Source organism: Bacillus sp. AFS053548 (assembly GCF_002575105.1).
Taxonomy (GTDB): domain Bacteria; phylum Bacillota; class Bacilli; order Bacillales; family Bacillaceae_G; genus Gottfriedia.
Genome location: NZ_NUHI01000035.1, coordinates 85,262 through 98,991, shown reverse-complemented (window position 1 = coordinate 98,991; position 13,730 = coordinate 85,262). Strand labels below are relative to the sequence as shown.

Here is a 13,730-nt window from a genome sequence, read left to right as displayed (position 1 = left end):
ACCTTCTTAAAATCTATTTAATCCGATTAATCCGACCATCAAATGTCTGGACCAAAGGTTGCTTTTGTTCCTTCATAAATTCTTCAAATGCATCAAAATCTGTTAGACCTTCCACTTTATCTTTCCCTGTTAGTAATACCGAGAAATTGTCACCGCCATTTGCAAGATAGCTATTTGTAGTGACAGTATAACTAGTTTGTGGATTAATTAGAGTACCATCTGTTCGCATGATATTAATCACTTTTTGCCCCGAACTTTTTGTACTATCCCAAGTGTATTTTAAACCTGATATTTGTAGCATTCGAACACTTCCATGTTCCTGCCATTGCTGATTGAGAAGTTTCCGAATTTGTTCACCAGATAATGTCATTTTAACGAGTTTCATTTTAAATGGTTGGATCGTGAACAATTCATCCAAAGTTACATCCCCTTTTGGAAGATCAGCACGTATTCCACTAAAGTTCATAAATGCGAAATCGGACTTCATTGCAATTCGTTGTGAATCTGCAATTATATTTCCTAAACTTGATTCTCCATTATGATTCTTCTTACTTAAGATATCGTTTGCAGCTTTTCCAACGACTTTATTTACGATAGGTTCAATTTTAGATTCATAATTTTGTATCATTTTCTTTATTTCAGGATCTGATTTTATGCCATCTTGGTAGACCATCTCTATACTTGCCTTTATGTCTACGATATCTTTCGTATTTGGATCAATTGTTAACTGAATGTCGGAGAAAGAAGTTCCATAAGAGTAGGATTGAACAATCAGTTTTCCGTCTACTTCTTTGTTAAGATAAGTATGTGTATGTCCAGAAATTATTATGTCAACTTCATCATCCATTTTTTTGGCCATTTGAACGATTTCACCTGTAGCATTTCCATTTGCTTTGGACTGATTTCCACCATTATGTGCCAGCACCACGATTGTTTTTACACCTTGTTTTTTAAGTGTTTTAACTGAATTATTAATTGCTTTTACTTCATCAATAAACTTTACACCATCTGTTTTATTTGGTGGTGCAATCTTTGGAGTATCTTTTATTACGACGCCGATAAATCCAATCGGTACGCCATTAATATTTTTTATACTGTATGGAGGTAGAATGGTCTTACCTGTATGATTGTCGATTACGTTGGCGCATATATACGGGAAATTTGCCCCAGTAAAATAACCAGTTTTTTGATTGTTTCCTCCTCGGATCAACCTCAACATTTCATTCACACCACGATCGAATTCATGGTTTCCTAGAGTTCCATAGTCAAAGCCCATCTTGTTTAATACTTCAATTGTAGGTTCATCCTGAAGAAATGAAGAGATCGGAGGACTTCCACCAACCATGTCACCAGCATGAACTAAAATAGTATTTTTGTTTTCCTTTTTCTTTTGATTCAAATATGCGGAAAGATATTCTACTCTGCCAACATTCCTGCCGTTAAATTTTCGGGTCGTATCTAATTGTCCATGAAAATCATTAACGCCAAGTAATTTTACTTGAATGAAACGGTTCTTATCTTTCTTGGTGTTAATAGGAATGTTTCTAGCAGCTGGCTTACTAGAAGCCATAAATACTCCTGCAGATAATGTGGTCGTAAGAACAAAAGCAAGAACTGCTTTTTTCAATGCGTTCCAATTCAATATATTCTCCCTCCTAATTTGCTAGTAGGTTACTTCCTAAGCATAGGGAAGGATTGTTAAAACTTCTTTACTCTAGTGTGAATTTTCAGTTAAATTTAAAAACAGATTATTAATGCGTTCCTAAGAAAAATTAATAGTATGAGTAGTGTATTAAAAACAAGCTATAGACAATAGCTAGCAAAAAATAAAAGCAAATTTAAGAAATATAAAACCACTAAAGGTTCGTTAAAGGTCTGTCTACTACTATTATTATTGTAAGACAGCTGCTTACATAAATTTGAATTTAGGAGGAAATAAAAATGCAAGAAAAAATTTATAAGCTGTTAAATACAACAAAAAAGAAGGCAGTTGCGGCATCGGTTTGTGGCGCGTTAGTTCTAGGTATAGGTTCAGGAGCTGCATACGCTGCAAATAATGATGGCTCCCAAACAAAACATGATCAGGCATCAGTTACTCAACTAAGTGAGAAAATTAAAACAAAAATGTTAGTTAAAAATGAAAATGGGGTAATTAGTCACTCAACTGATGATGGAAAGACTTGGATTCCAGGTGCTCCTGAAGGGGGAAAAGTCATCCATAATGCTGATGGCAAGGAAACTTTTATTTTTGGTGATTCAAATGCTAAACCTTTTGGCGGCTTAAAGGTAAAGAAAGAGGACGGAAAAAAGCTTAAGTTCTCTAAAGACGGTGGAAAGACTTGGAGTGATAAAGCTCCAGATGATTTCAAAATGGTAGAAAAAGGCGATAAATCAGTTATAGTGAAAGACAGACTGCTGAAAGAGAAGCTGATTGTAAAAAAAGAAAATGGTATAGCTAAATTCTCAAAAGATGGTGGCAAAACATGGATTAATGGTGAGCCAGAAATGCAAAAATCATTTATGACGAAAAAAGAAAATGGAAAAGTGAAGTTTTCTATAGATGGAGGGAAAACTTGGACTGAGCAAGCTCCAAAAGGTGTAACAATTATAAAAAATGATGATGGTTCAATCATTGTAAAAAAGAAAATTGATTAATCTATATTTGACAGAGTATTAAGATACACTTAATTATTTAAATGAATTTACTCACTACAGTATATACTTAGAGCATCCCCAACGAATGAGAAGTGTACAGCTCATTTGTTGGAGATACTCAGGATAAAAGAATCCAAAGTAAAGAGGTTATCATGAGAATATTAATGGTTGAAGATGAAATTTATATTTCTGAAGCGATTGCTCAAGTTTTAAGGAAGAATCACTATAGTGTTGATTTAGCCAGTGATGGTGAGTTTGGACTAGACTGTGGACTGTCAAATATATATGACATTATTATTCTAGATATCATGCTTCCAAAAATGGATGGCATCCAAGTGTTAATAGAATTACGAAATAAAGGAATCAAGACTCCTGTGATTTTGTTGACAGCTAAGGGCGATATTACTGACAAAATTCGAGGTTTAGACAGCGGTGCAGATGATTATTTAGCAAAGCCATTCCATACGGATGAACTATTAGCACGACTAAGAGCATTAGGGCGACGAAAAACAGAATTAATAAGAGATGGTATTCTTACTTATGAAGATATTTCGCTTAATCAAAAAATGTTAGTTTTATGCTGTAGAGATTACGAAGTTAAGTTGACTTTAAAAGAATTTCAACTATTGGAAATGCTTATTAATCGAAAAGATGCAATTAGTTCAAAAGAAACAATTATCGAGAAGCTATGGGGCTACGACACAGACACCGACGACAGTCATGTTGAGGTACAAGTTTCACTTTTACGAAAAAAGCTAAGACAGGTTGAATCAAATGTTTCAATTGGAACGGTTCGAGGTGCAGGCTATTTTTTGAAAACTGGTAAAGCTGGGGAAAAATATGTTTAAGAAACTTCGAAATAAATTTCTCCTTATTAATATGTCGGTTATTTCATTAGTAATGGTTGTGGCTTTTACAATCATCTACTTAATGACTTACAACAATATTCAAAATGAAAATAAAAAAAAGCTAGATGCACAGACTGAAAAACTAATTACGATTCAAAGAGAGATAAAAAATAAAGAAATAGGTTCCGAGCTAAAAAATGATATAAAAGGTAAAGTCGAAACTAAAAAAGAAATAACGAATATAATTGGTACAGGTGGAATTGTTACACAAAAAATTTCTCTTGGAGATTCAGTGTCTTTTAGTGTGGAAGTCGATTCAAATGGAAATGTTGTTGAGGGACATTCTTTTATTTCAATGCCTACGGAGACATTTAAAAAAGCTACAGAAATTGCTTTGGAAAATAAAAAGAACTTTTCAACTTTCAATTTGGATGGGAAAAAGTGGCAGTATGTAATTAAACCAGCAGAAATGATTGTTAATCAAATGAATGAACAACCACAAATAATAAATAAAGTGACTTTAATAAATTTTTTAGACGTTACGGAATCTCATAAAGCTTTATTTAAACTTCTAACCACATTAATCAGTGTTGGACTAATAACGCTTTTTGCTATTTATTTTATCAGTCGTTATTTTGCAAATCGAGCAATTGAACCTATTGCCGAAGCTTGGAAAAAGCAAAATCAGTTTGTAACAGATGCATCACATGAATTAAAGACACCTTTAGCAATTATTAATGCGAATTATGATGTGCTTATGGCACATAAGGAAGAAACAATTGAAAACCAGCAAAAATGGTTCAACCATATAAAAGTTGGTTCCGATCGAATGACAAAACTAATTAATAGCCTATTAACTTTAACTAAAATGGAAGAAGCAATTGATGAAATTAATATAAAGCATTTTGATCTGAGTACGGAAATAAATGAAGTAATGATGTCAATGGAAACGGTATTGAAGGATAAGAGAATTATATTAAATCATTCCATTGAATCGGATCTTATGATAGAAAGTGATCCAGAAAAAATTAAGCAATTAATGATTATATTATTTGATAATGCAGTTAAATATACTAATGAACATGGACAGATTGAAGTAACACTTACAAAATTAAAACGACAAGTGAAGTTCGTTATAAAAAATAGTGGCAATGGTATTCCTGCCAAAGATTTGCCAAAAGTATTTGATCGATTCTACCGTTCAGATCCATCAAGAGCAAAAAAAACGGAAGGCTATGGACTTGGTTTATCAATCGCTCAGTCAATAATGAATCGTTTAGGTGGGACGATATCAGTATCAAGTATAGAAAACGAGTATACAAATTTCATTGTTTTACTAGATTTATCATAATAAACTCCCTATTTGCTAAAATAGGGAGTTTATTTACGCTATTTTTTGTTCGTTTTCTTAGGTTATTTATTAAATATTTTTAAAATTATTTTTAATTGCATTTTTATACAATACATAAAATGGACCAACAGTAGTACAAGGCATAAAAGAAGAACAGGGGGAGGAGTAGGGACTAAAGAGTAATAGAGTCTTTAAAAACTACTAGTATACCTTTACCCTTGCTTTCTCCATTATCTGCATTTAATTCCTTGCTTTTATAAACCTAAACTCTTCCCTAATAATCTACAATTTCTTATTGTCATTCTTTTCACTGAATTGAATAAATACCCACAACAACATCAAATTCTTTTTGTAACATACTAAAGTTTCCCAAAAAACTTAATAAATGGTGTTGATTTTTTCTCACATAAGGAGGATAATTGTAACATTATTTTTAACTGAAAATTAACTAAATTAGGGGTAATAAAAATGAAAATCGTAAAATTTGGTGGGTCTTCATTAGCCACTTCGGAGCAAATTGAAAAAGTATTTCAGATTGTTACATCAGATGTTGAACGTAAAATTATCGTTGTATCTGCACCAGGTAAGAGATTTCCAGATGATATCAAAGTTACCGATTTACTAATTAGTTGCGCACAACTTGCTCTACAGGGAAAGGATTATTCGAAAAAATTCAATCAAATTATTCAAAGGTATTCTGAAATTGCAAATGGATTAGGTTTATCTGAGGATATTATGAATGAAATTTCACTAGGTATCGAACTTTCTTTAAGTAGTAAAAAGGATCATCCTGCAAGATATATGGATGCTGTTATGGCATGTGGGGAAGATAATTGTGCTAGATTAGTAGCGTCATATTTTCAGTTAAAAGAACTTGAGGCAAGTTATATTAATCCAAAAGAAGCAGGTTTATTTGTTACAAATGAACCAGGACATGCCCAAGTTTTAGCGAAAAGCTATGAGAACTTATTTGAATTGAGAAAAAAATCTGGAATTCTTATTTTCCCAGGATTTTTTGGATATTCAGAAGATGGACAGATCGTTACATTTTCTCGCAGTGGTTCAGATATTACTGGTTCTGTTGTTGCCAACGGAGTAAAAGCTACTTTATATGAAAACTTTACTGATGTTGATGCAGTTTTTTCTGTAAATCCTGCGATTATTCATAATCCAAAGGAAATTAAAGAATTAACTTATCGAGAAATGAGGGAGTTATCTTATGCAGGCTTTAACGTATTTCATGACGAAGCATTGATACCTGCTTTTCAAGCTGGAATTCCAGTTAATATTAAAAATACGAATAATCCAACTGCTCCTGGTTCACGAATTGTTAAGGAACGTACGTTATCAAACGGTCCTTTAATTGGGATCGCGAGTGATAATGGATTTTGTAGTATTTATATAAGCAAGTATTTAATGAACAGAGAAATAGGATTTGGGCGTAAATTATTGCAAATACTTGAGGATTATCAGATTTCATATGAGCATCAGCCAAGTGGAATCGACGATATTTCTATTATTATTCGCCAAAATCAATTACCAGTTGAATTAGAATTTCAAATTATTAATCGGATCCAAGATGAATTAGATGCAGACCACGTGGTCGTTGAAAGAGACCTCGCCTTGATTATGTTAGTAGGTGAGGGGATGCGTCATAATGTTGGTACTACTGCAAAAGCGAGTAAAGCGTTAGCAAATGCGGGAATAAATATTGAAATGATAAACCAAGGTTCTTCAGAAGTAAGTATGATGTTTGGAGTAAAATCATGTGATGAGAAAAAAGCAGTACAAGTTATTTATGAAGAATTCTTCTCAAAAAGTGTCATCTAACTAAATTACTAAAATATAGATGAATAGAATGAACATCTAACGTAATTCCAGAAAATGGAATACATAAGGAGTATATGAATATGACAGAAAAAGAAATACAATTACTTCAGTGTATTGAACAAAATGGACGCTTAAGTAATGACGTAATAGCAAAAATGATAGGAGCTACTGAAGAAGAGGTAGCTGATATTTTAACAAAATTTGAAAACGATCGTATTATTCTTCAATACATTACGCTTATTGATTGGGGGAAAGTCCCAGTTCAAGAAAGTATAACTGCTATGATTGATGTAAAAGTAGCTCCAAAACGTGGCGTAGGGTTTGATGAGATTGCTGAAAAAATCTATTTATACCCAGAAGTAAAATCAGTTTATTTAATGTCAGGAACATATGACTTATCAGTTGTAGTTGAAGGAAAAACAATGACATCAATTGCTTCATTTGTATCCCAAAAACTATCGACTTTAGAATCTATTTTATCAACGACTACCCATTTTATTTTAAAACGTTATAAACATGATAGTATCGTATACGGTCAAAAACAAAGTGATAAGCGTATGGTGATCACGCCATGAGTAAATTTAATTTATCAAATACAGTAACTACACTACAACCATCAGGAATTCGAAAGTTTTTTGATTTAGCGGCTAGTATGGATAATGTCATTTCACTTGGGGTAGGTGAACCTGATTTTGTCACGCCTTGGAACGTGAGAGAAGCAAGTATTTATTCGTTAGAAACAGGACATACGGCATACACTTCAAATGCTGGACTGCTAGAATTACGTCAAGAAGTAAGTCGTTATTTTGCTAAAAAATTTGATGTGCATTATAGTCCAGAAGATGAATTAATTATAACTGTAGGGGCAAGTCAAGGGATTGATATTGCTTTAAGAACAATTTTAAATCCAGGGGACGAAGTAATCGTTATTGATCCATGCTTTGTTTCATATGCTCCTTTAGTTTCACTAGCAGGCGGTGTTCCAGTTCATTTATCAACGACAGGAGAAGAAGAGTTTAAAATCAATCTTCAAGCATTGAAAAAGAAACTTACACCGAAAACAAAGGCAATCTTACTTTGTAACCCTAATAATCCAACTGGTACTCTACTAGAAAAAGAATTATTAGAGGATTTAGCCGTATTTGTTAAAAAACATAATTTAATTGTCATTTCTGATGAAATTTATGCTGAGCTTGTTTATGATGGCGAATATACAAGCTTTGCTAATATCGATGGTATGCGAGACCATACAATTTTAATTTCTGGATTTTCTAAAACATTTGCAATGACAGGCTGGCGACTTGGAATTGTTGCAGCACCTTCGGACATTATTTCCCATATGCTTAAAGTTCATCAATATGCAATTATGTGTGCACCAACTATGTCACAGCATGCTGCAGTTGAAGCACTTCGAAATGGCGATCATGATGTAGAAGCAATGCGACGCAGTTATATGCAACGTCGTAATTTCCTTGTGCAATCTCTTCAAGAAATTGGATTATCATGTCATCTTCCAGGTGGAGCTTTTTATGTATTCCCATCAATACAGAATACTGGCTTAACATCAGAGGAGTTCGCTGAACAATTATTATTAAAAGAGAGAGTAGCGGTCGTCCCGGGAAATGTTTTTGGAGATTGTGGAGAAGGGTATATTCGATGTTCTTATGCAACTTCATTAAATCAATTAATTGAAGCTACAAAAAGGATTAATCGATTCTTACAGACTCTTCCAACTTACGAACCTACAAATTTTATTAAAGTTGAAAGTAAATAAACGAAAAATAAAAGCTCTTGTTTTCTATTTGAGGAAACAAGTGCTTTTATTTTATTGCTGTATATAATTCCTTTTTTTGAGCTTCAAGTATTCTTTCAGTAAAAATTGATGAAATTAAGTGATCGTACCCTAAGGTTTCACATAATATCCAGTTAGTTTGCATTTCTAGAGGTAGAGCTTTTATTTTATCTTTTATTTCATTCATAAGAGTTCCTGAAAAAAATAAATAGGGAACAATTATTACTTGTTGATTTTTTTCAGTCAATAGTTGATTCCAAGCTTCGTGAATAGAAGGCTTTGAAACGGACATAAAAGCGGGAAGAACAGGATGCTTTAAATTTGCTTCAAGGAGTTTAACGATTGAATTGAAATCATTTATCGTTAATGGATCACTACTACCTCGTCCAACTAGCAGTATTTTAGTTGGCTTTATTAAATGCTTAACCTTTTCATTAATTCGCTTTTGGATTAATTCGATCATATTTTTGTGTATTCCGATTGGTGTGGCAATTTTTATTTTTATGTGTGGATATTCCCTTTGAAATTTTGCGATTTCAAGAGGGATATCCACCTTTGCATGATTTGCAGAAAGGAGTAAAACCGGCAATACTGTTACCGATTTTGCTCCTTTACGCAAACAATTCTCTAATCCTACTGAAATTGATGGTTCAGCGAGTTCAATAAAACTAATTTCTTGAACAGGGCAATCAATTTGTTTTTGTACTTTTTTAACAAATTGTATGGCTGAATGGACAGCCGATTTTACACGGCTTCCATGACATACATATAAGATTGCATCCATTCTAAAGCACCTCATTCCATTTTAAGGGAGAATTTATAGACTTGAATAATTAATGTTTTTATGTCCAGTGATCTCGTTATAGTTAGTCTCAAACCATTGTAATTGATGGTGTAATTTAACTACTTCACCTACGATAATCATACTAGGATTTGTTATTTTTTCTTTTTCAACGTCTGATATTACATTTTTTAATGTACTAATGACAGTACGCTGTTGTTCAGTAGTACCATAGTGAATCAGGGCAACGGGTGTGTCTTGATGTTTTCCATTTGAAATTAGTTGATGACGAATATATGGTAAGTTATTAACTCCCATATAAATTGCTAGTGTGTCAATGCCTTTTGCTAAAGAGGCCCATTTAACCGTATCCTCTTCTTTACAATGACCTGTTACAAAAGCAAAGGAACTACTATAATCACGATGGGTGACAGGGATACCAGCATAAGCTGGAGCTGCTATACCTGATGTAATGCCAGGGATGATTTCAAAAGAGACACCACGTTCTACAAGATAAGTTGCTTCTTCACCACCACGACCAAAAATGAAAGGATCTCCACCTTTTAATCGAACTACGTTTTTGCCTTTTTTTGCATACTTTACTAAGAAAGCATTTATTGTTTCTTGTTTTAATGCATGGTAGTTTGGGAGTTTACCAGCGTATATTAACTCGACGGATTCTTTTGCATACTCTAATAGTTCCTTATTTACTAGTCGGTCATATATAATGACATCTGCATTTTGAATGCACTTTAGTCCTTTTACGGTAATTAGATCAACATCCCCAGGTCCAGCACCAACTAAATAAACTTTTCCAATCATTCCACACACCTCATCATCATCGTTTACTTAAAACTTCTAAATCTAAAACAAATCCACCACTTTGACTAACTTTCTTTTTTTCATACATCAGTAGTTCTTTAACGTCCGGTTTTTTAACATAAAACTTTTCAAGTTCTGTATCAACTAGTTTAAATGCTTTTTCATCATCACTTGCTAATATAACAATTGGAACGATCCGACTTTCGATTGATGCTTCAAATCGATATAAAAACATATGTCACCGACTTTCTTTAAGATGCATTAACAGTTTCAAGAATGGAAGTTAAATAGGTTTGTAATTCTTCAATTCCAATTCTTGATACATAATCTAAAAAGGTTTCTGAAGGTAGTTTATTTTCGCTAAAGTGCTGCAAGAATTTTTCTAATACTAGGTGGAGGGCAGGGGATTCAACCTTCCCTTTTAATTTTTCATTTAATTTCCCACCGTTGGCTAATGTTCCACCTACATAGATTTCAAAAGCCTCTACTAATTCTTTTTTATCATTACGAGCCTTAATTCCTTGTAGTCCGATATCAGCGATTGCTCTTTGACCACAAGAGTTAGGGCAACCAACCATATGAATTCTAACAGGTACATCTAAAGTAATTTTTTCATCTAAATAAGCAGCTGTATCCTTCATACGAGCCTTCGTTTCGACTAATGCTAAATTGCAGTATTCATTTCCTGTACAAGCAACAGAGTAACCAATAAATTTTGGCGGTATTGGTGTGAATTTTTCAAGTATTGGTTCTTTCAATAATTCATCAATATTTTCAGTTGGAATATTTGGCAAAATTAAATTTTGTGAATTACAATTACGTATTTCACCATTACCGTATTTTTTAACGATTCTAGCTAACTCAAAAACTTCCTTAGAATGCAATCTTCCAACAGGTATACTTAATCCAACATAATTTAATCCTTCTTGCTTTTGTGGTTGAACCCCATAAAAATATCCTGCATTCCATGACTCTTCAAAGCCAGTTCCTTTTGTTAATAGCTTACCTGTATATCCTTCTAATACTTCTTTAAACTTTTCAACGCCCCAATCAGCAACTAAAAACTTTAAACGAGAGTGATGGCGTTTCTCACGGTAGCCATAATCTCTAAAGATTGTTGTAACGGCGATTGCAACTTCCTTCACTTGGTGTGGTAACAAGAATACATCAAGTTCTTGAGCTAAATGTGGAGCGGAAGATAGCCCACCACCAACTTTTAAATGGAAACCAGAAGTTTCTTTGCCGTCAATTTCTTTAATAGCCGGAATAAATGAAATGCAGTTAATTTCTGCATTTGATGCATTATTTTTATTAGTACTGATCGACATTTTATATTTTCTAGGTAGATTAGAGAACTCTTCATTAAACTGAAAGAATTCATAAATTTCCTTTACGATAGGTGTAGTATCAAATAATTCATTTGGATCGATCCCTGCAAGTGGATTTCCAACGATATTACGTGTAATATCACCACATGCACCAGCACTAGATAGCCCAACTTTTTCTAAACGAGTGAAAATATCTGGTATTTGATCAATTGTTAACCAATGAAATTGGATCGCTTGTCGGGTTGTAATATCATATACATCTCGACCATAATCACGAGCGATTTCAGCTAATGTTATAAGCTGTTCATGTGTTAATATACCAGACGGAACATTAACTCGCATCATAAAATATCCGGCTTCTTTTGGTTTTTGTAAATAGCATCCAGCCCACTTGAATAAATCCCATTGATCTTTTGGAATTGATTCAAACCCATTTTCGGCATAGTAGGGGATGTCATCATAAATTTTAAGTCCATCCTTAACGAGTTTCTTTTTTTCAGTTTCATTTAGCTTAAGATTGTCTTTCCAAATTTTTTCAAATACCATCGAACATCACCTTACCCAATATAATTTTTACTCTTTAAAAATTGAAGTATTGTCTCAACACATTCTTGTACAGATTGTTTATCAGTATTTAATGTAATTTCTGGATATATTGGTGCCTCATACGGAGAGCTGATACCCGTAAAGTTTTGAATTTCACCATTTTTTGCTTTTTTATAAAGTCCTTTCGGATCTCTACTCTCACAAGTTTCAACGGAGCACTCTACGTAAACTTCAATAAACTCGTCTTGTTCGACTAATGACCGAACGATATTTCGATCAGCAATAAATGGGGAAATAAAAGCTGTTAAGACAATTTGCCCGTTATCAACAAAGAGTTTTGCTACTTCACCAATTCGTCTTATGTTTTCAGTTCTGTCAAAATCAGTGAAACCTAGATCTTTGTTTAAGCCGTGACGAATATTATCACCATCTAATACGTATTGTTGAACATTAAGATGGTATAAAGCTTTTGCAATCTCGTTAGCAATCGTCGATTTACCTGATGCAGATAAACCAGTAAACCATAAAATGCAGCTGTGGTGATTGTTTTTTTGTCGTCGGTCTTCTTTTGAAATACTAGCCTGGTGCCAAACGATATTTTTAGACATATAACTTTTCTCCTATTCTACAGAAATTGATTCAGGTTCCTTTAAACCTTCAATTAATACTTCAACAACTTCTTTTCTACTAAAAGCAGAAGGAGGAACTTCACCTTTTTTTAGCATTTCACGAACCTTCGTACCTGATAATGTTACGTGATGTTCACTACCATGCGGGCATGTTTTTGTAGATGCCATATTCTCGCACTTTGAGCAATAGAAACTATTTTCAAAGAATAGGAGAGAGATTCCTAATTCATCTTGTGAAAACTTTTGAAAGATTTTTTGTGCATCATAAGTTCCGTAGTAATTGCCAACGCCAGCATGATCACGCCCTACAATAAAATGTGTGCAGCCGTAATTTTTTCTAACAATCGAATGGAACACAGCTTCTCTTGGTCCCGCATATCGCATTGCGGCAGGGAATACGGCTAAAAATACACGATCTGTAGGATAATAGTTTTGGAGTAAGACTTTATAGCTTTTCATTCGGACTTCTGCAGGAATATCATCCGATTTTGTCTCTCCAACTAATGGGTTTAAGAACAAACCATCCACAATTTCAAGTGCAGTTTTCTGAATATATTCATGGGCACGATGAACTGGATTACGAGTTTGAAACCCAACTATTTTCTTCCAATTTAATGATGCAAATTTTTCTCTCGTTTCTTTTGGACTTAAAAAATGTTCAGTGAATTGGGTACGATTAATTTGTCTAATAACAGTTACTTCGCCACCTAAATAAACATCACCACGGGAATACATTTTTGCGACTCCAGGGTGGTTTGTGTCAGTAGTACCATAAACAAACTGAGCCTCAAGTAATTTGTTAGGTGTATAAATATCATCAATCTTTAACAAGCCATACACATTATTTTCCCAAGTTAGTTTAACTAGTTCTCCTAGTTTTAGATTGCTAGCTATCTGTCCACTAACAGGAAGGGTAATTGGAATACTCCATACAGTCCCGTCTTTTAATCTCATTGTGCTTACGACTTGCTCATAGTCATCTTTTCCTAAATAACCAGTAAGGGGACTATAAGCTCCATTTCCAATTAACTCTAGATCACTTAACGCAATTAAATCTAAAGGAATTTCCTTCAAACCATCCTTCACAGTAACTTCTGGATTAAATCGATTAATTAAGACTCCGCCATGAGGGGGTAAGCTCATTTCTA

General features: G+C 33.6%; 13 protein-coding genes. 6 read left to right on the top strand and 7 right to left on the bottom strand.

Translation table 11 applies throughout. The features are described from left to right. Window positions 1-13 precede the first annotated feature (13 nt). A complete protein-coding gene (locus tag CN946_RS18570) occupies window positions 14-1,570 on the bottom strand; it encodes a bifunctional metallophosphatase/5'-nucleotidase (protein WP_098862494.1) in 1,557 nt (518 codons plus the stop codon). A gap of 371 nt (window positions 1,571-1,941) precedes the next feature. On the opposite strand from CN946_RS18570, the gene CN946_RS18565 reads away from it, so the two are divergent. The 6 genes from CN946_RS18565 (at window position 1,942) to CN946_RS18540 (ending at window position 8,458) form a co-directional block, all read left to right on the top strand. Continuing rightward, entirely contained in the window at window positions 1,942-2,655 is a 714-nt protein-coding gene (locus CN946_RS18565; protein WP_098862475.1) for a sialidase family protein, read from the top strand. A 152-nt stretch (window positions 2,656-2,807) separates the two neighbouring features. Next, window positions 2,808-3,503, top strand: coding sequence for a response regulator transcription factor (locus tag CN946_RS18560; protein ID WP_098862474.1), 696 nt, complete (start codon window positions 2,808-2,810; stop codon window positions 3,501-3,503). Next, a complete protein-coding gene (locus CN946_RS18555) occupies window positions 3,496-4,854 on the top strand; it encodes an ATP-binding protein (protein ID WP_098862473.1) in 1,359 nt (452 codons plus the stop codon). Before CN946_RS18560 ends, CN946_RS18555 begins: the two co-directional genes overlap by 8 nt. A gap of 468 nt (window positions 4,855-5,322) precedes the next feature. Further along, the gene (locus CN946_RS18550) at window positions 5,323-6,684 is read left to right on the top strand and encodes an aspartate kinase (RefSeq protein ID WP_098862472.1); all 1,362 of its coding nucleotides are present in this window, start codon (window positions 5,323-5,325) and stop codon (window positions 6,682-6,684) included. A gap of 74 nt (window positions 6,685-6,758) precedes the next feature. After that, window positions 6,759-7,259 carry an Lrp/AsnC family transcriptional regulator gene (locus CN946_RS18545; RefSeq protein ID WP_175403500.1) on the top strand — a complete coding sequence of 167 codons (501 nt, stop codon included), beginning with the start codon at window positions 6,759-6,761 and terminating at the stop codon, window positions 7,257-7,259. Then, window positions 7,256-8,458, top strand: a complete 1,203-nt coding sequence (locus CN946_RS18540; protein WP_098862471.1) for an aminotransferase — start codon at window positions 7,256-7,258, stop codon at window positions 8,456-8,458. The genes CN946_RS18545 and CN946_RS18540 overlap by 4 nt, the downstream gene beginning before the upstream one ends. 46 nt (window positions 8,459-8,504) lie before the next feature. Here the strand turns inward: CN946_RS18540 and CN946_RS18535 are convergent, their stop codons facing one another. Genes CN946_RS18535 through sat form a run of 6 tightly spaced genes read right to left on the bottom strand, consistent with a single transcriptional unit; the run spans window position 8,505 to window position 13,725 of the window. Continuing rightward, the gene (locus tag CN946_RS18535) at window positions 8,505-9,260 is read right to left on the bottom strand and encodes a sirohydrochlorin chelatase (RefSeq protein ID WP_176547377.1); all 756 of its coding nucleotides are present in this window, start codon (window positions 9,258-9,260) and stop codon (window positions 8,505-8,507) included. A gap of 33 nt (window positions 9,261-9,293) precedes the next feature. Further along, a complete protein-coding gene (cobA, locus tag CN946_RS18530; protein WP_141546941.1) occupies window positions 9,294-10,079 on the bottom strand; it encodes a uroporphyrinogen-III C-methyltransferase in 786 nt (261 codons plus the stop codon). A gap of 16 nt (window positions 10,080-10,095) precedes the next feature. Next, entirely contained in the window at window positions 10,096-10,314 is a 219-nt protein-coding gene (locus CN946_RS18525) for a DUF3906 family protein (RefSeq protein WP_098428819.1), read from the bottom strand. A 16-nt stretch (window positions 10,315-10,330) separates the two neighbouring features. Next, window positions 10,331-11,953, bottom strand: a complete 1,623-nt coding sequence (locus tag CN946_RS18520) for a nitrite/sulfite reductase (RefSeq protein WP_098862469.1) — start codon at window positions 11,951-11,953, stop codon at window positions 10,331-10,333. Between the two features lie 11 nt (window positions 11,954-11,964). After that, the gene (gene cysC, locus CN946_RS18515; RefSeq protein ID WP_098862468.1) at window positions 11,965-12,561 is read right to left on the bottom strand and encodes an adenylyl-sulfate kinase; all 597 of its coding nucleotides are present in this window, start codon (window positions 12,559-12,561) and stop codon (window positions 11,965-11,967) included. A 12-nt stretch (window positions 12,562-12,573) separates the two neighbouring features. Continuing rightward, on the bottom strand, window positions 12,574-13,725 hold the full coding sequence (gene sat, locus CN946_RS18510) for a sulfate adenylyltransferase (protein ID WP_098862467.1): 1,152 nt from the start codon (window positions 13,723-13,725) through the stop codon (window positions 12,574-12,576). Between the last annotated feature and the right edge of the window lie 5 nt (window positions 13,726-13,730).